Genomic DNA, 24,672 nt, shown 5'->3' with positions numbered 1-24,672 from the left:
TTTAAAATACAAAACGCCCGATGAAGTACATCGAGCGTTTTAGTTAAAAAGTGTCAACCCATATCAGGACGGGTCACTTACTACATACCTAACGCGTATTTCAGTACTTGAGCCTTAATTGGCCCTGAGTTTTCAGCAAGCTTCAATGCAGCATTACGTACGAACTTCAATGGCCCTAGATCGTTGCTAAAACCTTTATAGAAAAAGTCCATGCCCGTCTGCATGAGTAAGTTGTCAGGTCGACGTGCGCGTTCGTATTTCGCGAGTAAGGTATCTTCCAGCTTTTCTTGTTGTTCTGTTACCGAAAGGAGAACGTCTACATCTTTGAAGCCTAAGTTTACCCCTTGCCCTGCAAGCGGGTTGATCGTATGGGCAGAGTCACCCACTAATACGCAATTTTTGCTTGAGTAGCTTTGCGCATGACGACGAGTGAGTGGGAATGAGCCAAACTGTAAAACTTCAATATCGCCTAATTCTGCAGGGAAATGACGTAAGATTTCTTCCCTTAGTTGAGGTTTACCCATCGCACACAGTTGTTTAATACGTTTAGGCGAGTCATACCAAACCAAAGAACCTTGGCCTACTATTTGACCATCGTCATTACTCAAAGAGCACAGAGGTAAAAATGAACGTGGGCCTGAAGGTGTAAATTGTTGCCAAGTAATATCTTGCTGAGGCAATTCTGTTTTCACGTTAATCAACATGCAGTGTTGTCGGTAATCCCACGCAGTTACACCAATTCCAGCCAATTGACGAACTTTAGAGTTTGCACCATCAGCACCAATCACCCAGTTAGCTTCAAACTGCGCCCCACTTTCTAGTGTCACAAGATTTACATCTGCAAACTCAATGGCTTTTAATCGCTCAGGACACATCACGGTTAGATTTTCATACTTAGAGAAGACTTGCCAAAGACCTAATTGGATTAGGCGATTTTCAACGATGTAACCTAGCTGATCCAATGACAATTCATCAGAGTGAAAACGAGTACGGCACTCTGGGTGCTCCCAAGTTTCTAAGCGCCGATAAGGACAAACTCGCATGCTCTTGATCTCTGACCATGCTCCGAGTGAATCAAGTAACTCCACCGACTGGTGCGAGATTGCAGATACACGAATATCCATCGCCTGAGCGGCATCAAAAACTTTAGGTTTTGTACCTTCGACCAAGACAACGCTTCTGCCCTGCTTGGCAAATCCAACAGCGACGGCTGCCCCGACCATACCGCCACCGATCACGGCGATGTCATACTTGTTCATTTTTCACTCTTCATCGTGCTGATTAATTGGCGTTTTTTATTGTACTTTCCATGGCTACTTTTACAAAATTGTTTAACAAAAAACCTTGTTCAGCATAGGGCGAAAAACTAGATTTCATCAGGCTTTGCAGAGAATTAGCTAGATCACTAGTCAGGTGCTTTTTAAAGCAGTACAATACGCCGCTTACCGCCGTGATGGCGGCTATAATTTGAGCAATAGCTCTCCGATTTAAGTACAACTGAACGAGCGAAAGTGAGATGAGTAAGAAACTGCTAATTAAAACCTGGGGCTGCCAGATGAACGAATACGATTCATCAAAAATGGCCGACCTGCTTAATGCTGCAAACGGCTACGAGCTGACGGAAGAGCCAGAGGAAGCAGACGTACTTCTACTTAACACCTGTTCGATCCGTGAAAAAGCGCAAGAGAAAGTTTTCCACCAGCTAGGCCGCTGGAAAACACTAAAAGATAAAAAACCTGGCGTAGTTATCGGTGTAGGTGGTTGTGTAGCAACGCAAGAAGGTGACCATATTCGTGAACGTGCACCATACGTTGACGTTATTTTTGGCCCACAAACTTTGCACCGCCTACCTGAGATGATCAAACAATCTCAGTCCGATGATGCACCAGTTATGGACATTTCGTTCCCAGAGATCGAAAAATTCGACCGCCTACCTGAACCTCGCGCTGAAGGTGCGACAGCATTCGTTTCTATTATGGAAGGCTGCTCTAAGTACTGTACTTACTGTGTCGTACCGTACACTCGTGGTGAAGAAGTAAGCCGTCCAATGGATGACGTACTGTTCGAAATCGCCCAACTTGCTGAACAAGGCGTACGTGAAGTAAACCTTCTGGGTCAAAACGTAAACGCGTACCGTGGTCCTATGCACGATGGTGAGATCTGTTCATTTGCAGAACTGCTTCGTTTGGTTGCGTCTATCGATGGTATCGACCGTATTCGTTTCACGACGAGCCACCCGTTAGAATTCACAGACGACATCATCGCAGTATACGAAGATACGCCAGAACTTGTGAGCTTCCTGCACTTACCTGTGCAAAGTGGTAGTGACCGTATCCTAACGATGATGAAACGCCCTCACACCGCTATCGAATACAAATCGATCATCCGTAAACTGCGTAAAGCTCGTCCTGATATCCAAATCAGTTCAGACTTTATTGTTGGTTTCCCTGGTGAGACAGACAAAGACTTCCAAGACACCATGAAGCTAATCAAAGATGTAGACTTTGACATGAGCTTCAGCTTTATTTTCTCTCCACGTCCAGGTACGCCGGCAGCGGATTACCCTTGTGATGTGTCAGAACAAGTGAAGAAAGAGCGCCTTTACGAACTACAGCAAACTATCAATGCTCAAGCGATGCGTTACTCTCGCTTAATGCTTGGCACAGAACAACGTGTTCTAGTTGAAGGTCCTTCGAAGAAAAACCTAATGGAACTACGCGCTCGTACAGAAAACAACCGTGTAGTAAACTTTGAAGGTAGTGCAGACCTAATTGGTCAGTTCGTTGATGTGAAGATCGTAGACGTATTTGCAAACTCACTGCGTGGTGAGCTAGTACGTACTGAAAAAGACATGGATCTTCGTAGTGTGATTTCCCCAACGCAGATGATGGCGAAAACACGTCGCGAAGATGAGCTGGGTGTAGCTACTTTTACGCCGTAAGCTCGTATAAATAGCCATAGAGAGCCTGGTCGTTATCAGGCTCTCACTAAGTGGCAAAAAATGAGAGGCAACATTGAGCAATAAAATCGTAACTCTAGAAATTAACCTAGAACCTTCAGACAACCGCCGACTAGCTAGCCTGTGCGGTCCATTCGATGACAACATCAAGCATTTAGAACGTCGTCTAGGCGTTGAAATTAACCACCGTAGTGACCACTTTACGATTGTCGGTAAACCTCATACCGCATCAGCTGCGCTGGATATCCTGAAAACTCTATATGTTGATACCGCACCTGTACGAGGTGAGATCCCAGATATTGAGCCTGAGCAAATCCATCTAGCGATCAAAGAGTCTGGTGTTCTTGAGCAGAATACTGAGTCTAACATCGAGCATGGTAAAGAAGTCTTCGTCAAAACCAAGAAAGGTGTGATCAAACCACGTACGCCAAACCAAGCGCAGTACTTGGTTAACATGGTCACGCATGATATTTCTTTTGGTATTGGCCCGGCTGGTACAGGTAAAACCTACCTTGCTGTAGCAGCAGCTGTTGACGCACTAGAGCGCCAAGAGATCCGCCGTATTCTACTTACTCGTCCAGCGGTTGAAGCTGGTGAGAAATTGGGCTTCCTGCCTGGTGATTTAAGCCAGAAAGTCGACCCATACCTACGTCCGCTATACGACGCCCTATTTGAAATGCTGGGCTTTGAGCGCGTAGAGAAGCTGATTGAACGTAACGTGATTGAGGTTGCTCCTCTTGCTTACATGCGTGGTCGTACTCTAAACGACGCCTTCATCATTCTTGATGAGAGTCAGAACACCACTGTTGAGCAGATGAAGATGTTCCTAACGCGTATTGGTTTTAACTCTCGCGCGGTTATCACTGGTGATGTCACGCAGATTGACTTACCTCGTGGTGCGAAATCGGGTCTTCGTCATGCTATTGAAGTACTAAGCGAAGTTGACGACATCAGCTTTAACTTCTTCTTAGCCGACGACGTTGTACGTCACCCTGTGGTTGCTCGTATCGTTAACGCGTACGAGAAGTGGGAAGCACAAGACCAGAAAGAGCGTAAAGAGTTCGAGAAACGCCGTCGTGAAGAACGCGATGCGAAGTTACTAGAAGCAGCAAAAGCCGAACTGAATGCACAAGTTGCTTCAACTAAGGAATAATCATGGCGATTGAACTTGATCTGCAACTGGCAGTCGAAAATGAAGAAGGTCTGCCTTCGCAGCAAGATTTCCAATTGTGGCTAGATAAGACAATTCCTCTCTTCCAGCCACAAGCCGAAGTCACCATTCGTATTGTTGATGAACAAGAAAGTCATACGCTCAACCATGAGTATCGCGGCAAAGATAAACCAACTAATGTGTTGTCGTTTCCATTTGAAGCACCTCCTGGTATGGAAATAGATTTACTTGGTGATTTGATTATTTGCCGCCAAGTTGTTGAAAAAGAGGCGGTTGAACAGAGCAAGCCTCTGCTAGCACATTGGGCGCATATGGTTGTACATGGCAGCTTGCATCTGCTAGGTTATGATCATATAGAGGATGACGAAGCCGAAGAGATGGAGTCCCTCGAAACCGAAATCATGCAAGGTATGGGTTATGAAGATCCTTACATTGCTGAAAAAGAGTAGCTATTGGCCACTCGACAGGGAAAGGCGAACCACCTAAATGACTCTCGTGTTCGCCTCTCTATGTGTGCTATCACACTTCTGATAGCGTTACTTAATTGAGAAACAATGAACGAAGATAATTCTCCCTCTTCTAACGAAGATAAGAAAGAAAAGGCAGAAGGTCCGAGTAGAAAGTCCTTCTTTGAACGTCTAGGTCAACTATTTCAGGGCGAACCAAAAGATCGCCAAGAGCTTGTGGATGTTATCCGCGACTCTGAAGTTAACGACCTGATTGACCATGACACTCGCGATATGCTCGAAGGTGTTATGGAAATCTCCGAAATGCGTGTGCGTGACATTATGATCCCGCGTTCGCAAATGGTTACCGTTGAGCGTACTCACGACCTTGATACCTTGGTTGCTTTGATTACCGATGCTCAACACTCTCGCTACCCTGTGATCAGCGAAGATAAAGACCATGTGGAAGGCATACTTCTAGCGAAGGACTTACTTAAATACTTAGGCTCAGGCAGTAATCCATTTGATATCGAAGAAGTCATTCGACCAGCGGTTGTAGTACCGGAAAGTAAACGCGTTGATCGACTGCTGAAAGAATTCCGTGAAGAACGTTATCATATGGCCATTGTTGTCGATGAATTCGGTGGTGTTTCTGGTCTTGTGACCATTGAAGATATCCTTGAGGAAATCGTCGGGGATATTGAAGATGAATTCGATGAAAGTGAAGAGACGGACATTCGTAAGCTGAGCAAGCATACGTTTGCTGTCAGAGCGCTGACAACCATCGAAGAGTTTAATGAGACATTCGGAACCAACTTCAGCGATGAGGAAGTTGATACCGTTGGTGGTATGGTCATGACTGCCTTTGGTCACTTACCTTCTCGTGGTGAACTGGTTGAAATTGAAGGCTACAACTTCAAAGTCACCGCTGCCGATAACCGTCGTGTCATTCAACTCCAAGTGACGATCCCAGACGAAGAAACCCTGGTTGAAGCCACTCAAGAGTAACGCGATACCCATTGGGAATCTCAGAAATTACAATGATGAATGAACTCTTTCATCGCCTTAAGCGGCCCTTAGTGGCCGCTTTTGTTGGCGCCTCTACTACACTCGCTTTCGCTCCTTACCAGCTGTGGCCTATTGCCATTCTTAGCCCTGCAATTCTACTGATTCTTCTTGCTAACCAAACTCCGAAACGCGCACTATGGATTGGTTATGCTTGGGGGTTAGGTCAATTTGCAACTGGCGTTAGCTGGGTTTACGTCAGTATCTCCGGTTTTGGCGGTATGCCGCTCATTGCCAATTTATTTTTAATGGGCTTACTTGTTGCCTACTTGGCTGTTTATTCAGGCTTATTTGCTTGGCTCAACAACAAGCTGTTTCCTCAATTTACGCTCACAAAAGCACTTCTCGCTGCACCTGCTTTATGGCTGATAAGTGATTGGTTGCGTGGTTGGGTGATGACCGGCTTCCCTTGGTTGTGGCTAGGCTATAGCCAGATAGATGCTCCACTCGCAAGCTTTGCACCAATTGGCGGCGTAGAACTGCTTACTCTATTTATCCTTATCAGCGCAGGGGCGTTAGCCTATGCATGGATTCATAAGCAGTGGCTGATGGTGATTATCCCTGCGGTATTACTCAGTACTGGCTTTGGGATTCGCAACTACGATTGGGTAACACCCCGACCAGAAGACACGACTAAGCTCGCGCTGATTCAAGGTAACGTAGACCAGAACCTAAAGTGGCTACCAAGTCAACGCTGGCCAACCATCATGAAGTACGCTGACTTAACTCGTGAAAACTGGGATGCAGACATTATCGTTTGGCCAGAAGCAGCAATTCCCGCTTTTGAAATTGAAGTGCCTTCATTTTTGAGCAATATCGACAGCGCTGCAAAAATGAATAACAGCGCAATCATCACCGGTGTCGTCAACCAAGCTGAAGACCGACAGTTCTACAACAGTATTCTGTCCCTCGGCATCACACCATACGGTGACTACAGCTTCGATTTAAGCGAACGTTACCATAAGCATCACCTACTACCGTTTGGTGAGTTTGTACCATTTGAAGATATTTTGCGCCCATTAGCGCCATTCTTTAACCTACCGATGTCGTCGTTTAGCCGTGGGGCTTTTGTGCAGCCAAACATCGTTGCGAATGGCATGCACATGGCACCAGCGCTTTGCTATGAGATCATCTTTAATGAGCAAGTGCGTCAAAATGTGACTGACGAAACAGACTTCATTCTAACGCTTTCAAATGATGCATGGTTTGGTCACTCTATCGGTCCTCTTCAGCATATGGAGATCGCCCGTATGCGTGCCTTAGAGTTAGGTAAACCGCTCATCCGCTCGACTAACAACGGATTAACAGCGGTAACCGATCACAAAGGTAAAATCGTTGAGCAAGTACCGCAGTTTGAAACTGCAGTACTGCGCGCAGAGCTCACCCCAACCAATGGACAAACGCCATATCGAGTCCTTGGTACTTGGCCATTGTATATTTGGGTTGGGTTAAGTTTAGCGCTGGCTTTCGGCTTAAGAAGAAAACAGAGCTGATAACAGCTTGAAAGTAGAAAAGACAAAAAAGAGGCGACTAAGCCTCTTTTTTATTCATAGCATTATACTGTCGTTACGCGCCATTTATGGCTTTAATGACTGACGAGTAAAGCCTTTGTGACCACATTTAATACACGGAATGATTACAGTTGGGTGGTTATACGTTGTCTTGTGACCACACTCATCACAGACTAAAGTGCCTAAGCCTATCACCTCTCCTGCTTCATATAGCCCTTGATGCTCTAAGTCATCGAACAACTCAACCCACTCAACTTTAGTTCGGTCAGTAATCTCTAACAGCCCTTGCCATATCGAGTCCGCAATCGTTAAGTAAAACGGGCCGCTTTTGCTATCCTCGTAACTCTCTGAAAACTCTTTTAAGTCTGCTTTAAGGTACGCTTTGATTAAAGCTAATTCATCTTTGGTCAAGTCATTAGCAGCATCCACCACTTTGCCCGACGTCTCAATCGCTTTGTTAACTTCTTCCGGACTGTGCTTCAAGGTTTCAATCACATCCTCGAGCATTTCCTCATAACCTGTTTTACGTTTAGGCATAACTGACCTCCATCTTTCTCCTACCTGCGTCACTTAAGGGCGCATGGGTACAGATTGGCTATTGTTGTGATCCCTAGCTTTAGGTATTCTATGACGATCTATTTAAGTCTGTTCTAACCGAACTCACAAATTCCAAGATAACGGATACCATCGATGCAAGAACAATACAACCCACAAGATATTGAACAAAAAGTTCAAAAGCACTGGGATGACAACAAAACCTTTGTTGTAAGTGAAGACCCAAATAAAGAAAAATTCTACTGTCTGTCCATGTTCCCATACCCAAGTGGTCGACTGCACATGGGTCACGTGCGCAACTACACTATCGGTGATGTAGTATCTCGTTTCCAACGCCTACAAGGCAAAAACGTGATGCAACCTATCGGTTGGGACGCATTCGGTCTACCTGCAGAAAACGCAGCAGTAAAAAACAAAACTGCGCCAGCACCTTGGACTTACGAAAACATCGAATACATGAAGAACCAACTTAAGCTTCTAGGCTTTGGTTACGATTGGAACCGTGAATTCGCAACATGTACACCGGAGTACTACCGCTGGGAACAAGAGTTCTTCACTAAACTTTACGAGAAAGGTTTAGTTTACAAAAAGACTTCTTCTGTTAACTGGTGTCCTAACGACCAAACTGTTCTTGCAAACGAGCAGGTTGAAGACGGTTGTTGCTGGCGTTGTGATACGCCTGTAGAGCAAAAAGAAATCCCTCAATGGTTCATCAAAATCACTGAGTACGCTCAAGAGCTACTAGACGACTTAGACAAGCTTGAAGGTTGGCCTGAAATGGTGAAGACCATGCAGCGCAACTGGATTGGTCGTTCTGAAGGTGTTGAACTGAAGTTTGAAGTTAAGGGTCAACAAGACCTAGAAGTTTACACAACACGTCCAGATACGCTAATGGGTGTGACTTACGTGGGTATCGCAGCCGGCCACCCTCTTGCAGCTCTTGCAGCAGAGAACAATCCAGAGCTTGCAGCGTTTATCGACGAATGTAAGAACAACAAGGTTGCAGAAGCTGAGCTAGCGACAATGGAGAAGAAAGGTATGGCAACTGGCCTTACTGCTATTCATCCATTGAACGGCCGCGAAGTACCAGTATACGTAGCAAACTTCGTACTGATGGACTACGGTACAGGCGCGGTAATGGCTGTACCTGCGCACGACCAACGTGACTACGAGTTCGCAACGAAGTACGGTCTAGACATCGTGCCTGTTATCAAGCCTGCTGATGGCAGCGAGCTAGACATCTCTGAAGCAGCATACACAGAGAAAGGTGTACTGTTCGATTCAGGTGAATTCGACGGCCTCGAATTCCAAGCGGCGTTCGATGCAATTGCAGCGAAGCTAGAAGCAGAAGGCAAAGGCACTAAGACTGTAAACTTCCGTCTACGCGACTGGGGTGTATCTCGTCAACGTTACTGGGGCGCACCAATCCCAATGGTAACGACTGAAGACGGTGAAGTTCACCCAGTACCTGCTGACCAACTACCAGTGATTCTTCCAGAAGACGTGGTAATGGACGGCGTAACCAGCCCAATCAAAGCAGACAAAGAGTGGGCGAAGACAACCTTTAACGGCGAACCTGCTCTACGTGAGACAGATACGTTCGATACATTCATGGAATCTTCTTGGTACTACGCGCGTTATTGTTCACCGCAAGCAGACGACATCCTAGATCCAGAAAAAGCAAACTACTGGCTACCAGTAGACCAGTACATCGGTGGTATCGAGCACGCTTGTATGCACCTACTGTACTCACGCTTCTTCCACAAACTACTGCGCGATGCGGGTTACGTAACTTCTGACGAACCGTTCAAGCAACTACTGTGTCAAGGCATGGTACTGGCTGATGCGTTCTACTTCGAGAACGAGAAAGGCGGCAAAGAGTGGGTAGCTCCAACAGACGTAGCCGTTGAACGTGATGGTAAAGGCCGCATTACTTCTGCTAAAGACACTGAAGGTCGTGATGTAACGCACTCAGGCATGATCAAGATGTCTAAGTCTAAGAACAACGGTATCGACCCTCAAGAAATGGTAGACAAGTACGGCGCTGACACAGTACGCCTATTCATGATGTTCGCGTCTCCAGCGGACATGACACTTGAATGGCAAGAGTCTGGCGTAGAAGGTGCGAACCGCTTCCTAAAACGTGTTTGGAAACTAGTTAAAGAGCACACAGCGAAAGGCGCAGCAGAAGCAGTAGATACCTCAGCGCTTTCTGGTGATCAAAAAGCACTTCGCCGCGACGTTCACAAGACTATCGCGAAAGTGACGGACGATATCGCTCGTCGTCAAACATTCAACACCGCGATCGCTGCGATAATGGAGCTGATGAACAAACTAGCGAAAGCGCCTCAAGAATCTGCGCAAGATCGTGCAATCCTTGACGAAGCACTGAAAGCTATTGTTGTCATGCTTTACCCTATCACTCCGCATATCTCATACGAGCTATGGGCAGCACTAGGTGAAACAGACATTGATAACGCGGCATGGCCGACGTTTGACGAAAAAGCGCTAGTTGAAGACGAAAAAACTATCGTTGTTCAAGTTAACGGTAAGCTACGTGCGAAGCTAACAGTCCCAGCTGATATCTCTAAAGACGATATCGAACAGCTTGGTCTAAACGACGAAAACGTGGTTAAGTTCACTGATGGCCTGACTATTCGTAAAGTTATTTACGTTCCAGGTAAACTGCTGAACATCGTTGCAAACTAATCACAGCTTGCAATTTGTCTCTGTTTAGCGAACTTATTTGTTAACCAAGAGTCATTAAACAGGGTAGTTCGCTACCCTGTTTATTTACCTCAAACCATTCACATGAGTGGTTTAAGGTAAATAACCCCTTCAATTTAGGATGAATACAATCAATGCGCTTTTTCTCTTTGATTAAACTACCAGTGGTATTGGTATTAGCGGGGCTTCTTTCTGCCTGTGGTTTTCACCTTCGCGGCGAGTATTCCGTACCGGAAGAGCTGCACACTATGTCTTTCTCCAGCTACGATGAATACAGTGAATTAACTCGCTATGTTCGCTCTCAACTCGAACTGAACAAAGTTGAACTTGTTCAACCATCATCGACGGTACCCAACCTTCATTTGACGGAAGCGACAATCGATGAGCGTACACTATCGCTTTATCAAAATAGCCGTGCAGCAGAAAAAGAGCTGACATACGTAGTAAAATACCGTGTGACAATTCCTGGCTATGGTTCTAAAAACTTTACGACAACAGTAAACCGCAACTACCTAGACAACCCGTTGACCGCACTTGCAAAATCTGTTGAGCGTGACGTAATTGAAGACGAGATGCGCTTGCAAGCTGCAAAACAGATGATGCGCCAGTTGGGCCGTATTCGTGCCGAATATGAAGCAGGACAAATCTCTGAGCCAGCGAACAAAAACTCTTAGTCACTATGCGAATTTATGCCGATAAGCTAACGGATCACTTAACTAAACAAGTTAAACAGGTTTACTTAATCTTTGGTAATGAGCCGTTACTGATTCAAGAAAGCCGCCAAGCAATCCAAAAGGCAGCGTTTCAGCAAGGTTTTGAGGAAAAACACCGTTTTGCGGTGGATGCTAGCATCGACTGGAATCAAGTTTACGACTGTTTCCAAGCGATGAGCCTGTTTTCAAACCGTCAACTGATTGAGCTTGAAATTCCTGAAAGTGGCGTGACAACCGCCGTCAGCAAAGAGCTGCAAACACTGTGTGATATGCTTCATGATGACATCATGCTCGTCATTGTTGGTAGCAAACTGACCAAAGCCCAAGAAAATGCGAAATGGTTCAAAGCATTAAGCTCAAAAGGCGATTGGGTAAGCTGCTTGTCGCCAGATCTACAACGCTTACCTATGTTCATTCAGACACGTTGCCGCACGTTGGGACTAAAACCCGATCAACAATCACTGCAAATGTTGGCTCAATGGCATGAAGGTAACCTATTTGCATTGACACAAAGCTTAGAGAAATTGGCCCTACTCTATCCGGATGGTGAGCTGACCATCATACGTTTAGAGGAAGCCCTAAGTCGCCATAATCACTTCACTACCTTTAACTGGATCGACGCCTTACTGGCAGGTAAAGCAAACCGTGCACAACGTATTCTTCGCCAACTTGAGGCGGAAGGGGTTGAGACCGTGATCTTGATTCGAAGTGTACAAAAAGAGTTGAGCCAACTTTTAAATATGCATCAAGACTTAACTCAAATGGGAATGAACCAGGTATTTGAGAAATATCGAGTTTGGCAAAACAAGCGTCCACTCTATAACGCAGCACTGACCCGCTTATCAGCGAGTCGTATTTGTGCATTGCTCTCCTTGTTGGCTCAAGCCGAGATAAAAGCCAAAACTCAGTATGACGAGTCTGTATGGCCAACTATTCATCAGTTGAGCTTAGAAACCTGCTCTCCTGATATTAAGCTGGCAATTTAAAAATCAAAGCGTGATATAGTGCGCGACCTGTTTTGCAAGCAAGAATGTAAAACACTTTAGAGATAAGAGACAAACCGAGGAAAACCGAGTGCTTCGCGAAGAACTGAAAGACTTTTTAGCTGATAAAGCCGACGACATGAAAGCGGAAGACATTATCGTCCTAAATGTGGAAGATAAATCAAGCGTGACAGATTACATGATCATCTGTACTGGTACATCCAAACGCCACGTTTCATCCATCGCTGACCATGTTGCAACAGAAGTGAAAAAAGCCGGTCTTGAGCCACTAGGAATGGAAGGTGAAAACGAAGGTGAATGGGTAGTCCTAGATATGGGCGACGCCATGCTTCACGTGATGCAAGAAGAGCACCGCGAACTCTACCAGCTAGAAAAACTCTGGGGTTAATCTTTTGAAAATTCAACTAATTGCTGTTGGCACAAAAATGCCAAAATGGGTTGAGGAAGGCTTTCAAGAATATCGTCGCCGTTTCCCGCATGATATGCCGTTGGAGTTGATTGAAATCTCTGCTGGTAAGCGTGGTAAGAATGCCGATATCGCTCGCATCCTGCAAAAAGAAGGAGAAGCGATGCTCGCGGCGGTACCAAAAGGCAACCGTATCGTCACGTTAGATATCCCAGGTAAAAAATGGGACACTCCTCAACTCGCTGAGCAGTTAGAAGCTTGGAAATTAGATGGCCGTGATGTATCAATATTAATCGGCGGTCCTGAAGGACTCGCTCCTGCATGCAAAGCTGCAGCAGACCAAAGCTGGTCATTGTCTGCCTTAACGCTACCCCACCCTCTAGTGCGTATCGTAATGGCAGAAAGCTTGTACCGAGCGTGGAGCATCACCGCTAACCACCCTTATCATCGCGAATAATCGTTGTTTAACTTTAGAGCCAAGCGTTAATGATTCGTAAACGACGCAGTCAAATCCGAGATTATCAAGCCGAAGCGCGTCTGTTTGCCAGCCGCGCTATTGTTGCTTTTATCGGCATTGTTGTCTTGATGGGAGCTCTGGTTGCCAACATGTACAACATTCAGGTGAACCAGTTTCAAGACTATCAAACCCGCTCGAACGATAACCGCATCAAAGTAGTGCCTATCGCGCCTAACCGAGGTCTAATTTATGACCGAAATGGCGTTTTACTGGCAGAGAACCGTCCCGTCTTTAACTTAGAACTGACCCCAGAAAAAATTAAAGACATTGATGCAACCATCCAAGAATTACAGACTATTCTGGAAATTACACCAGACCAGATTGAACGTTTCCACCACGAGCGTAAACGGACTCGTCGATTTAAATCGGTCCCACTGCTTACCCAACTGAACGAAAAACAAGTAGCGGTATTCTCCGTCAATCAGTACCGCTTTCCAGGTGTGGAAATAAGTGCGACCTTAAAGCGCTACTACCCTTTCAGCGAAGTCTTAACCCACGTGATTGGGTATGTTTCTCGAATCAATGATCGCGACATGCAGCGCCTGATCCGAGAAGAAAAAGACGCAAACTATCAAGCCACTCGCGACATTGGTAAGCTGGGTATTGAAAAATACTACGAAGACCTCTTACACGGTACAGCCGGATATCAAGAAGTCGAGGTAAACAGCCGCGGCCGAGTAATTCGTACCTTAAAGTACGTTCCACCTGTACCCGGAAAAGACATCGTTTTAAACCTTGATATCAACTTGCAGTTGTACGTACACCAATTATTGGACGGCCGCCGAGGCAGTGCTGTAGTAATCGATCCTAGAGACAACGGCGTACTGGCTATGGTTTCGAGCCCTAGCTACGATCCTAACTCGTTCGTGCACGGAATCTCAGGTAAAGACTATCGCGCCCTTTTGAACGATAAAAACCGTCCTTTGGTCAACCGCACTACACTTGGCATTTACCCTCCTGCGTCTACCATCAAACCATTTATGGCGGTAGCCGCGCTGCAAGAAGGTGTCGTCACACCTAACACCACACGAAATGACCCTGGTTATTGGCGCATACCAAACTCCAACACACGCCCGTTTCGTGACTGGTTGCGTTGGGGGCACGGGCGCGTCGATATCATTAAGTCGATCGAAGAGTCTGTTGATACCTTCTACTATCAAATCGCTTATGACATGGGTATTGACCGTATTTCGAATTGGATGATGATGTTCGGTTTTGGTGATTACACTGGCATTGATATCTACGAAGAAAGTAAGGCGAATATGCCGACTCGTGACTGGAAAATGTCTCGCCATAAAACCCCATGGTATAAAGGTGATACGATCCCTGTGGGTATCGGCCAAGGATATTGGACAGCAACACCAATGCAAATCGCCAAAGCAACCTCCGTATTAGTAAACGAGGGAGAAGTGATCGCACCTCACTTGCTCAAAGCGACGATAGAAAATGGTAACGACTTCGAAGAGCAGCAAACGACAGAATACGTGACTTACCCACCAATCAAGAATGTGCCTAAAAAGTACTGGGATATGGCGAAAGAAGGCATGCGTCGGGTAAACCATGGCACGCGCGGAACAGCTCGTCGCTCATTCTACAAAATGAATTATGAAACAGCGGGTAAATCAGGTACTGCACAGGTCTTCGGTCTGGGTGAAAACGAAGAGTACAACGCCGATGAGATCGCCGAGCACTTACGTGACCATGCGTTATTTACTGGCTTTGCACCATTTGATGATCCTAAAGTGGTCGTCACTGTAGTACTAGAAAATGCCGGTGGTGGTTCTAGTAACGGTGCCCCAGTAGTAAGGAAAATTTTTGACCGAGTCGTTCTTGGTCCAGAAGAAATTGAGCCTGAAAACAATGCGAAGAAAGAGGTAAAACAGTAATGAAGATGGATCCCTCTACAGGTAAAAATCGCGCCCTGTTTGAACGCTTCCATATCGACTTACCACTCCTACTTGGCATACTGGCCCTGATGGGGTTTGGCCTGGTGATCATGTACAGCGCCAGTGGCCAAAGTTTACTGATGATGGATCGCCAAGCCATGCGAATGGTGCTTTCACTCGTTGTGATGCTCGTCCTTGCACAGCTTTCTCCACGAACTTACGAAAGCTTGGCACCTTTGATGTTCGTTGGTGGCGTTATACTGCTTTTCGGCGTGCTGTTTTTCGGTGAAGCATCGAAAGGCGCGCAGCGTTGGCTTAACCTCGGTTTTGTGCGCTTTCAACCGTCAGAGCTATTGAAGCTCGCGGTGCCATTAATGGTAGCTCGCTATGTTGGTAGACAGCCCCTCCCACCAACGCTAAGAACACTCATTGTTGCACTGATTATGGTCTGCTTACCAACCATTCTCATTGCAAAACAGCCTGACTTAGGTACCTCAATCCTGATCGCGGCTTCCGGTATTTTTGTTATCTTCCTCGCAGGCATTAGCTGGAAAATAATTGCTGGTGCTGCGATTGCATTAGGTGGTTTCATTCCAATTCTGTGGTTTTTCTTGATGCGAGAGTATCAAAAAGTGCGAGTTCGTACTCTATTTAACCCGGAGTCTGATCCGCTAGGAGCGGGCTACCACATTATTCAGAGTAAAATTGCGATTGGCTCCGGCGGTATTTCCGGCAAAGGTTGGTTGCAAGGTACGCAGTCACAACTAGAATTTCTTCCTGAACGACACACTGACTTTATCTTTGCAGTAATTGCTGAAGAATGGGGTATGATTGGCTTCCTTTGCCTTTTAGCCATCTATCTATTTATTATTGGACGAGGTTTATATCTCGCCAGCCAAGCGCAAACCGCATTTGGACGAATGATGGCAGGCAGTATTGTACTCAGCTTCTTCGTGTATATTTTTGTAAATATTGGCATGGTAAGTGGCATCCTACCTGTAGTAGGTGTACCGTTGCCACTCATCAGTTATGGCGGCACATCAATGGTAACCTTGATGGCTGGTTTTGGTATTCTGATGTCGATTCATACGCACCGAAAAGCATTCTCTAAGGCGACCTAGACATGCAAAAACGCGCTTTATATTCCTTGGTTTTCTCTGCTCTTATTTTGGCAGGCTGTTCATCAACTAGCCAAAAAGAACAAGAAGGCCGTTACGAACTCGAATCCGATGTTGCACCGGATACACCGCTTTCAGTCGAACACATCGAGGATGCGCATCCTAAATATGAACCGTACAGCCTAGGTGGGAACAAAGATTACCACTTACGTGGCAAAGACTACAAAATAGTTCGCAATGCGAAAGGCTTTAAAGAAAAAGGCCGAGCATCTTGGTATGGGAAAAAATTCCAAGGTCATTTGACTTCTAATGGCGAAATCTATGACATGTACTCAATGACGGCAGCGCATAAAACGCTACCGTTACCAAGTTACGTAAAAGTTACCAATACTGACAACGGCAAAACCACCATAGTACGAGTTAATGACCGAGGTCCTTTTCACGATGGCCGTATCATTGATTTAAGCTATGCCGCCGCGCACAAGTTAGATGTCATAAAAACAGGCACCGCGAACGTGGAAATTGAAGTGATCAGTATCAATCAGCCCACGGATAAAAAGTCATTAGAAGCGCACCCTAGGTACGTTATTCAAGTGGCATCATCAAAAAATGAAGAACGCGCGCGAACTTTAGGTACCGAGCTTGGTCAAAAATTGGATACAGAAACTTTCCTAGAGAGTGCGAAAGAGTCTTATCGCTTGTTGTTAGGGCCATTTACTGACTATTCCCTGACGCAAGCCACATTAGATAAAGTAAAGTTGCTCGGCTATTCGTCTGCATTTATTAAAAAACACAACACTGCCAAATGACCTCGTGTCATGAATTTCTCTTTGATCCCCCTCTTACATAACTAGGGATTCTGATAAGATGTCTGCAGTTAACCCAAAAATTTGAATTACCATGAATAAAAATAAGTTTGTGAAATCTATTCTCGTTTCTTCGGTTGCCCTTTCTGCAACTTTCGCTCAATCTGCTCTTGCATCACCTATCGTTGTTCCAGATGCCCCTCAAATCGCGGCGAAGGGCTACGTGCTGATGGATTACCATTCAGGTAAAGTACTGGCAGAGAAAGAGATGAACACAAAATTGTCTCCAGCTAGTCTGACTAAGATGATGACCAGCTATGTAATCGGCCAAGAGCTAGCGCGTGGTAATATCTCAGAAGATGATGATGTCACCATCAGTAAAAATGCGTGGGCGAAAAACTTCCCTGATTCATCAAAGATGTTCATTGAAGTAGGCACAACAGTTAAAGTACGTGACCTGAACCGAGGTATCATCGTCCAGTCAGGTAACGATGCCTGTGTTGCGATGGCAGAACATATTGCAGGTTCAGAAGATGCATTTGTTGACCTAATGAACGCTTGGGCCAACACATTGGGTATGACTAACTCGCACTTTGCCAATGTTCATGGCTTAGATAACGCAGAATTGTACTCAACACCATACGACATGGCACTGCTAGGTAAAGCACTTATCCGTGACGTACCAAATGAGTACCGAGTGTACTCAGAGAAGAAATTTACTTACAACGGCATCACCCAATACAACCGTAACGGTCTACTTTGGGATAAGAGCATGAACGTTGACGGCATCAAAACGGGTCACACAAGTAATGCGGGTTACAGCCTAGTAAGTTCAGCAACTGAAGGTCAAATGCGCTTGGTTGCGGTCGTTATGGGTACTAAAGATGCCAATGCTCGTAAGTCAGAAAGCAAAAAGCTGCTAAGCTACGGCTTCCGTTTCTTCGAAACAGTGGCACCGCACAAAGCAGGTGAAACGTTCGTAGAAGAAAAAGTGTGGATGGGTAACAAAGACACCGTAGCACTGGGTCTTGACCAAGATACTTACGTAACACTACCGCGTGGTGAAGCGAAAAACCTAAAAGCAAGCTTCGTCCTTGAAAAAGAGCTAGAAGCCCCAATTAATAAAGGTGATGTAGTTGGTAAGCTATACTATCAGATCGATGGTGAAGATATTGCCGAGTACCCACTAATGGCACTAGAAACCGTAGAGCAAGGTAGTCTATTTAGCCGCATGTGGGATTACATCGTATTGTTATTCAAGAGCTTCTTCTAAAAAGAACGTTAGAGTAGCAAACTTATTCGCAAAGCCGCCTGAATGGGCGGCTTTTTAAGTTTGAGCTCCTCGTCTTGAGTTCCCCCTAATTTGACTGTACTATTTCGCACCGCAACGAATATCTACTGGAGTTATCGATATGCTAACCATCAACTCTGATGCAAAATTAAAAGACCTGCTTGAGTTCCCTTGTTCATTTACTTACAAGGTAATGGGTCATGCAAAGCCTGAACTTCCAGAGCTTGTTCTTGAAGTTATTCAGCGCCATGCTCCAGGTGACTACAGCCCGACCGTTAAACCAAGTGCTAAGGGCAACTACCACTCTGTGTCAATCAACATTACTGCAACCTCTATCGAGCAGGTTGAGACACTGTACAAAGAGTTAGGTGAAATTGACATCGTACGCATGGTTCTATAATTTTTTGATAGATTAAATTTTTTTTGAAAGCAGCTTTGGCTGCTTTCTTTTTATTTATCAAAGAGATAACGAGGCTTTACATCGCTTTCAGTTAAAAATCTGTTACGCAGCGGTAGAGCATCAGGGTTATCCGGTTTATAATCCAAAAACTTTATATATTAGCAACAGGAATTCCCATGCAACACCAACTTGTTGTAAAACGACTTGGCCGCCAAGACTATGAGCCTGTATGGAAGGCGATGCATGAGTTCACCGACCAACGCACAGAAGAAACCCGTGATGAAGTCTGGTTGGTAGAACATAACCCAGTATTTACGCAAGGACAGGCAGGTAAAGCTGAGCACTTGATTAACACTGGCGATATTCCTGTTGTACAAAGTGATCGCGGAGGTCAGGTTACGTATCATGGCCCTGGTCAGTTGGTCGCCTACTTCTTGATCAACCTACGCCGCAAAAAATTAGGTGTACGAGATCTCGTTACCACAATCGAGAACCTCGTGATCAACACGCTAAAAGCATACAATATTGGCTCAGCCGCGCGACCTGACGCACCAGGTGTCTACGTTGCCGGTAAGAAAATATGCTCTCTCGGTTTACGCATTCGTAAAGGATGCTCGTTTCATGGTTTAGCCTTGAACGTAAATATGGATTTAACACCGTTTCTGCGTATTAACCCTTGTGGTTATGAAGGTATGGAAATGGTTCAGGTCAGCCAATTTGGCGGCCCAGACAATGTAGAAGCCGTAGAAAAACAATTAATAGAAGAACTCGTTACTTTGCTCGATTATGAGCAAGTAGAATTCAGCACAGAAGCACCTTCTCAAGGTAATAAAGCATGAGCAAACCAATCCAGATGGAAAAAGGCGTTAAATATCGTGACGCCGATAAAATGGCATTGATTCCCGTAAAGAACATGCCTACAGAGCAGAAAGAAGTGCTACGTAAGCCTGATTGGATGAAGATCAAGCTACCAGCCGACAGCCAACGAATTCAAGACATCAAAGCGGCGATGCGTAAGAATAAACTTCACTCCGTATGTGAAGAAGCATCTTGCCCGAACCTAGCGGAATGTTTTAACCACGGTACAGCAACCTTCATGATCTTAGGTGCTATTTGTACTCGTCGTTGTCCTTTCTGTGACGTTGCTCATGGCCGCCCATTACCACCGGAAGCAGAAGAGCCTCAAAAACTGGCGAAAACCATTGCCGATATGAAGCTGAAATACGTAGTAATCACTTCTGTTGACCGTGACGATCTGCGTGACGGCGGTGCACAACACTTTGCCGATTGTAACCGCGAGATCCGTGCGTTAAACCCGCATATTAAGATTGAAACACTGGTTCCTGACTTCCGTGGTCGCATGGATGTAGCGCTTGATCTAATGAAAGACAATCCGCCAGATGTCTTCAACCACAACTTAGAAACAGCGCCACGTCTTTACCGTAAAGCTCGCCCAGGTGCGAACTATAAATGGTCACTTGAGCTTCTTAAGAAGTTCAAAGAGCAGCATCCCGATGTACCGACCAAGTCTGGTTTGATGATGGGCCTTGGTGAAACCAAAGAAGAAATCATCGAAGTACTGAAAGATCTACGCGCACACGGCGTAACGATGCTGACTCTAGGCCAGTACCTAGCGCCAAGCCGTCACCACTTGCCAGTAGAACGTTACGTTCCACCATCAGAGTTTGACGAGCTAAAAGAAGTTGCACTAGAACTTGGCTTCACGCATGCAGCGTGTGGTCCATTTGTGCGCTCTTCTTACCATGCCGATATGCAAGCTCAAGGTATCGAGATTAAATAAGCTCTCGCTTGTTTTGAAAAGAAAGGTTGGCTCAGTGCCAACCTTTTTTGTATCTGGAAAATGATGATAAAAAGCCATTCTACCACTGTCATTCTGAACAGCGAGGAACGAGCGTGATTCAGAATCAGTTTTCAGAGTACTGATGATTTTTAGGGAAACTCTGAGTAAAAGAGTGTGCCTTAACAAGATTCCTGATCTCGCCTAGGCTCGTCGGAATGACGTGGTTTCGATATATTGAAAAGGGACAGTGTTGGTAGCCATCCCCTTATCACACACTCTCGCTATATCTCATTCCAAACGCCAGACAAACAAAAAGGCCCTCAATTGAGGACCTTTAGTATATCAACGTTCAAAATAGATGAGTCGAGTTCTAGAAGAACACACGGAGTTTGCGCGAGCAAATGAGTATGTTCGACACCGAAATCGACTCATTCTATGAAGAACAGTTATGCGTAAACTGGTAGACGCTTACAAATTTCTAGCACTTTCTGTTTAGTCGCTTCGATAACTTCTTCGTTGCCGATGTTATCTAGAACGTCACACATCCAGTTTGCTAGCTCTTTTGCATCTTCTTCAGTGAAGCCACGGCGAGTGATCGCTGGCGTACCTACACGGATACCAGACGTTACGAATGGGCTGCGTGGGTCATTTGGTACTGAGTTCTTGTTTACAGTGATGTTTGCTGCACCTAGTGCCGCGTCTGCGTCTTTACCAGTGATATCTTTGTCGATTAGGTCAACAAGGAACAAGTGGTTTTCTGTACCGTTAGATACGATTTTGTAGCCACGCTCTTGGAACTGACCAACCATTGCTTTTGCGTTTTTCACTACGCGAGCTTGATAAGCTTTGAACTCTGGCTCCATCGCTTCTTTGAACGCTACTGCTTTACCAGCGATAACGTGCATTAGAGGACCACCTTGACCACCAGGGAACACTGCTGAGTTCAATTTCTTGTACATATCTTCGCCAGCATTTGACAAGATAAGACCACCGCGAGGACCTGCTAGTGTTTTGTGCGTCGTTGTTGTTACCACGTGAGCATGCGGTACTGGTGTTGGGTATTCACCGGCAGCGATAAGACCAGCTACGTGCGCCATATCAACAAATAAGTAAGCACCTGCTTTGTCAGCGATTTCACGCATGCGTTTCCAATCAACGATTTGCGAGTAAGCAGAGAAACCACCGATGATCATCTTAGGTTTGTGTTCAAGTGCTAGCTGTTCCATCTCGTCGTAGTTGATTTGACCAGCTTCATCGATACCGTAAGGGATAACGTTGTAGTGCTTACCCGAGAAGTTTACTGGTGAACCGTGAGTTAGGTGACCACCGTGCGCTAGGCTCATGCCTAAAACTGTATCGCCTGGGTTAAGAAGCGCCATGTAAACTGCGCTGTTTGCTTGAGAACCTGAGTGAGGCTGTACGTTAGCGTACTCACAACCAAATAGTTGGCATGCACGCTCAATTGCTAGTGCTTCAGCTTTATCTACGTACTCACAACCGCCGTAGTAACGCTTACCTGGGTAGCCTTCAGCGTATTTGTTCGTTAGCTGAGAACCTTGCGCTTCCATTACACGTGGGCTTGTGTAGTTTTCAGAAGCGATAAGTTCAATGTGTTCTTCCTGGCGAAGGGTTTCTTCCTGGATAGCTGCGAACAGTTCCGCATCGTAATCTGCGATGTTCATATCACGCTTAAGCATCTGTATCTCCTGACTCAGATTAGTACTGAAAGTTGCAAAAAAACTGTTGAATGACCCAACGCAAACGTTTTCGTCACCCTAATGGCGCGCATTCTACATAATTTGATTTAGGTCATAAAGAGAAATTTACAATTTTTCTCATGCAGTTTTTTCATGATGACAAGCAATGTTTACCATGCCAGCATTGCAATCGCATAACGACAATCTATTGCCTGTCAAATTTGTGCTTTACACCCTGTAAAACAGCAATTACATAGGTTTACCGTAAATTTTACCCTCTAGCTACCGAAAAGATCATCTTTTTACTACTATGCACGCCTTATTTATCACTAATGACTGCAACATTGATGGAAAAACACTCATTAAAAGAAGACTGGATAGCGATTCTCACGGGTACCTTTTTAGTAGCTCAAGGCGTTTTCTTTCTCCAATCCGCGAACCTTCTAACGGGAGGCACGACTGGATTGGCTCTGCTTATTAGCCAATTTACACCTTTTACCTTTGGTGTGCTGTACTTTTTAGCAAACAGTCCTTTTTACTTACTAGCATGGAAACGCTTCGGCCGTCATTTCGCCATTAATAGTGCCATTTCTGGCGCGTTGGTTTCTATCTTTGCCGATCATCTTTATTTGCTAATCTCGCTCGAATCGGTAAATGAAGTTTATTGCGCCGTCGCAGGCGGACTTTTAATGGGGCTCGGTATGCTGATCCTATTCCGACATCGCTCCAGCTTGGGTGGCTTTAACGTGCTGTGTTTGTTTATCCAAGACAAATTTGGCATTTCAGTTGGCAAAAGCCAAATGGCAATCGATGCATGTATCCTGTTTGCTTCATTCTTCTTTGTCACACCAGAAGTGATTGGCCTTTCAATTTTGGGGGCGTTTGCACTCAATCTCGTGTTAGCGATGAACCACAAACCGCACCGCTATTCCGTGACCTACGGTTCATAAATTTTTGATAATGATTGAAGCGCGATTTATAAGATTTCGCGCTCCAATCGCTATATAATACTTCGCGATTTCCAAATAGATCGGTACGGTATGCGCGACTTTCTGCAACAAGCTAAACAGACTCACAGTTGTATTGCGATTGGAGAGCTGATCTATAACCCGAAGACACAGACCCTTCATCAAGATGTTATCGCGATTGATCTTGAACCTCGCACCATTGAATTATTAGAACTGCTGTTAACAAGCGTTGGCCACCCACTCTCTGCTGACACCATTATTGAAACCATTTGGCAGAGCAAGTTCATCTCTAAGAATGTGCTCACGAACCGCATTAGCACCTTACGTGCCCTGCTACAGCAGTACTTACCCGAATACGATGCCGCTAAGCTTTTAGTCACTTACCCCCGCAAAGGCTACTTTCTTAACCCTGCCAATATTCGTTTGGTGCCACCAGCGAAAAGCCATCGACGCGTTATCCCAACTCAGGTTGCGAGGAATAAGAACTTCAAGCTGATTTTTGCTTATAGCTTGTGTGCCATACTTGCAGTTTGTAGCGTGACGCTCGCAAGCTTGTTATGGCAACGCCAAGAAATCTCAACACAACAAACACGTCATCAACTACTGATTCCCAAAGTCGAGCTACTACTCAACCGTGTCGATTCAATCGGCTCTCAGGCGCGAAAATACCGCATACTGGTCAAAGCCATCTTGCTGCAACAACAGGTCGAATATCCATACACCGACATCGCCAACCAAGATGCTCCCAGTTACTTTCTTGATCCTATCGGTCATGCGCCATATTTCCCTGGCGCACGAAACATGCAGACCAGCGACTACGAGCTCAATATCGAGTTAAAAGACGGCACAAAACAGGGCATCTTGAAAGCGCAGATGAACCTTATTTATCCTGCGACGGGCAAGCTAGCGTTTCGCAATGAGTACACACTGCGTTTATCTGACTTACAATCGGATATTTTCCAAATGCACTCGGATGTCGCGCAATACTTCAATCTGCCTGCACCTTCGGCAAGTACGTGGCAGCTTTCGGATATTCACAAAAAAATGTTATTCGAGAATGCCTTTTCTAGCCAACCTCTCCGACAATCTGATGAGTTTGCGGCTATAACAACGGCAAGACATCTCGCCTTATACGAGCACGAACATCAAAAGCTGGAAGCGTATTTAACTCAAGTACAATCGTCGTTTGATGTTTTGCCAGATGAGCTGAGCCTCTGGTTAGGTCTATTGCATTTCAAATTAGGTAACTTAGACAGGGCAAAAGCTCTGTTAACGACACCAGATGGCGACTCACGTATCCAAAACGCACTGATTTATACCTTTGTGTCTCACATTGCTTATAAGCAGAACAAACTTGAACAGTTCCGTCTCAACTACATGGAATCACTGGTGGCGCTGCTGCGCGTTTTACCTTCCGAAACCTTGTTTGAGCGTCTTTCTCAATCTGAATCAAAAGAGACTTGCCTCCAACCGTGGAAAACGTTGCATGTTAGTGTGACCGATCAAGAAATCATAAGCCGATGGAAAGCGCTCATTAACGAGTATTGCACTAACGTAGCCAACGAAATAACCCCAAATAAAACAAAGACCTAAATATAAAATTAAGCTTTCATTAACCCCTGTTAGCTTTT

At 45.4% G+C, this 24,672-nt stretch carries 22 protein-coding genes; 19 read left to right on the top strand and 3 right to left on the bottom strand.

The window, feature by feature from the left end; genetic code table 11:
- Window positions 1-80: 80 nt before the first annotated feature.
- Entirely contained in the window at window positions 81-1,259 is a 1,179-nt protein-coding gene (locus tag R7Q11_RS20315; protein WP_064369039.1) for a 2-octaprenyl-3-methyl-6-methoxy-1,4-benzoquinol hydroxylase, read from the bottom strand.
- 257 nt (window positions 1,260-1,516) lie between these two features.
- On the opposite strand from R7Q11_RS20315, the gene miaB reads away from it, so the two are divergent.
- From miaB to lnt, 5 genes are all read left to right on the top strand, one after another.
- Window positions 1,517-2,941: a tRNA (N6-isopentenyl adenosine(37)-C2)-methylthiotransferase MiaB gene (gene miaB / locus R7Q11_RS20310; protein WP_005373038.1), complete on the top strand. Its 1,425-nt coding sequence runs from the start codon at window positions 1,517-1,519 to the stop codon at window positions 2,939-2,941.
- Window positions 2,942-3,014: 73 nt separating this feature from the next.
- Window positions 3,015-4,112, top strand: coding sequence for a PhoH family protein (locus R7Q11_RS20305; RefSeq protein ID WP_005373033.1), 1,098 nt, complete (start codon window positions 3,015-3,017; stop codon window positions 4,110-4,112).
- 2 nt (window positions 4,113-4,114) lie between these two features.
- Window positions 4,115-4,579 (top strand): rRNA maturation RNase YbeY, encoded by a 465-nt coding sequence (ybeY, locus tag R7Q11_RS20300; protein ID WP_005373030.1) that lies wholly within the window; start codon window positions 4,115-4,117, stop codon window positions 4,577-4,579.
- A 105-nt stretch (window positions 4,580-4,684) separates the two neighbouring features.
- Window positions 4,685-5,584, top strand: a complete 900-nt coding sequence (gene corC, locus R7Q11_RS20295) for a CNNM family magnesium/cobalt transport protein CorC (protein ID WP_005384118.1) — start codon at window positions 4,685-4,687, stop codon at window positions 5,582-5,584.
- Between the two features lie 32 nt (window positions 5,585-5,616).
- Window positions 5,617-7,134 (top strand): apolipoprotein N-acyltransferase, encoded by a 1,518-nt coding sequence (lnt, locus tag R7Q11_RS20290; RefSeq protein WP_054576929.1) that lies wholly within the window; start codon window positions 5,617-5,619, stop codon window positions 7,132-7,134.
- 84 nt (window positions 7,135-7,218) lie between these two features.
- Here lnt and R7Q11_RS20285 read toward each other — a convergent pair whose 3' ends face one another.
- Window positions 7,219-7,689 (bottom strand): zinc ribbon-containing protein, encoded by a 471-nt coding sequence (locus R7Q11_RS20285; RefSeq protein ID WP_005373024.1) that lies wholly within the window; start codon window positions 7,687-7,689, stop codon window positions 7,219-7,221.
- 153 nt (window positions 7,690-7,842) lie between these two features.
- Here R7Q11_RS20285 and leuS point away from each other — a divergent pair, with 153 nt between their 5' ends.
- The 12 genes from leuS (at window position 7,843) to lipA (ending at window position 20,376) form a co-directional block, all read left to right on the top strand.
- Window positions 7,843-10,416 carry a leucine--tRNA ligase gene (gene leuS, locus R7Q11_RS20280; protein ID WP_005384121.1) on the top strand — a complete coding sequence of 858 codons (2,574 nt, stop codon included), beginning with the start codon at window positions 7,843-7,845 and terminating at the stop codon, window positions 10,414-10,416.
- A gap of 152 nt (window positions 10,417-10,568) precedes the next feature.
- The gene (lptE, locus tag R7Q11_RS20275; RefSeq protein WP_005384122.1) at window positions 10,569-11,108 is read left to right on the top strand and encodes an LPS assembly lipoprotein LptE; all 540 of its coding nucleotides are present in this window, start codon (window positions 10,569-10,571) and stop codon (window positions 11,106-11,108) included.
- Between the two features lie 5 nt (window positions 11,109-11,113).
- The gene (holA, locus tag R7Q11_RS20270) at window positions 11,114-12,133 is read left to right on the top strand and encodes a DNA polymerase III subunit delta (protein ID WP_005384123.1); all 1,020 of its coding nucleotides are present in this window, start codon (window positions 11,114-11,116) and stop codon (window positions 12,131-12,133) included.
- Window positions 12,134-12,221: 88 nt separating this feature from the next.
- A complete protein-coding gene (gene rsfS / locus R7Q11_RS20265) occupies window positions 12,222-12,539 on the top strand; it encodes a ribosome silencing factor (RefSeq protein ID WP_005373015.1) in 318 nt (105 codons plus the stop codon).
- A 4-nt stretch (window positions 12,540-12,543) separates the two neighbouring features.
- Window positions 12,544-13,014 carry a 23S rRNA (pseudouridine(1915)-N(3))-methyltransferase RlmH gene (gene rlmH / locus R7Q11_RS20260; protein WP_017821762.1) on the top strand — a complete coding sequence of 157 codons (471 nt, stop codon included), beginning with the start codon at window positions 12,544-12,546 and terminating at the stop codon, window positions 13,012-13,014.
- Window positions 13,015-13,043: 29 nt separating this feature from the next.
- On the top strand, window positions 13,044-14,960 hold the full coding sequence (gene mrdA / locus R7Q11_RS20255) for a penicillin-binding protein 2 (RefSeq protein ID WP_005384126.1): 1,917 nt from the start codon (window positions 13,044-13,046) through the stop codon (window positions 14,958-14,960).
- Entirely contained in the window at window positions 14,960-16,081 is a 1,122-nt protein-coding gene (gene rodA / locus R7Q11_RS20250; RefSeq protein WP_005384128.1) for a rod shape-determining protein RodA, read from the top strand. The genes mrdA and rodA overlap by 1 nt, the downstream gene beginning before the upstream one ends.
- Before the next feature lie 2 nt (window positions 16,082-16,083).
- Entirely contained in the window at window positions 16,084-16,887 is an 804-nt protein-coding gene (locus R7Q11_RS20245; protein ID WP_017635670.1) for a septal ring lytic transglycosylase RlpA family protein, read from the top strand.
- Between the two features lie 91 nt (window positions 16,888-16,978).
- Complete coding sequence (locus R7Q11_RS20240) at window positions 16,979-18,157, top strand: serine hydrolase (protein WP_005384132.1); 1,179 nt, start codon at window positions 16,979-16,981, stop codon at window positions 18,155-18,157.
- A 139-nt stretch (window positions 18,158-18,296) separates the two neighbouring features.
- Window positions 18,297-18,575 carry a DUF493 family protein YbeD gene (gene ybeD, locus R7Q11_RS20235; RefSeq protein WP_005384135.1) on the top strand — a complete coding sequence of 93 codons (279 nt, stop codon included), beginning with the start codon at window positions 18,297-18,299 and terminating at the stop codon, window positions 18,573-18,575.
- Window positions 18,576-18,751: 176 nt separating this feature from the next.
- Window positions 18,752-19,414, top strand: a complete 663-nt coding sequence (gene lipB, locus R7Q11_RS20230) for a lipoyl(octanoyl) transferase LipB (protein ID WP_053350277.1) — start codon at window positions 18,752-18,754, stop codon at window positions 19,412-19,414.
- Complete coding sequence (gene lipA, locus R7Q11_RS20225; RefSeq protein WP_005391329.1) at window positions 19,411-20,376, top strand: lipoyl synthase; 966 nt, start codon at window positions 19,411-19,413, stop codon at window positions 20,374-20,376. The genes lipB and lipA overlap by 4 nt, the downstream gene beginning before the upstream one ends.
- A gap of 446 nt (window positions 20,377-20,822) precedes the next feature.
- Here lipA and glyA read toward each other — a convergent pair whose 3' ends face one another.
- Complete coding sequence (gene glyA / locus R7Q11_RS20220) at window positions 20,823-22,073, bottom strand: serine hydroxymethyltransferase (RefSeq protein ID WP_005381985.1); 1,251 nt, start codon at window positions 22,071-22,073, stop codon at window positions 20,823-20,825.
- Between the two features lie 347 nt (window positions 22,074-22,420).
- Between glyA and R7Q11_RS20215 the strand changes: the two genes are divergently transcribed.
- Window positions 22,421-23,023, top strand: a complete 603-nt coding sequence (locus tag R7Q11_RS20215) for a YitT family protein (protein ID WP_017635671.1) — start codon at window positions 22,421-22,423, stop codon at window positions 23,021-23,023.
- Window positions 23,024-23,113: 90 nt separating this feature from the next.
- Window positions 23,114-24,634, top strand: a complete 1,521-nt coding sequence (locus R7Q11_RS20210) for a transcriptional regulator (protein WP_025768904.1) — start codon at window positions 23,114-23,116, stop codon at window positions 24,632-24,634.
- Window positions 24,635-24,672 lie beyond the last annotated feature (38 nt).

It is taken from the genome of Vibrio sp. 970, assembly GCF_033339075.1.
The sequence above is the reverse complement of the archived record's forward strand: the minus strand, read 5'-3'. Positions and strand labels throughout refer to the sequence as shown.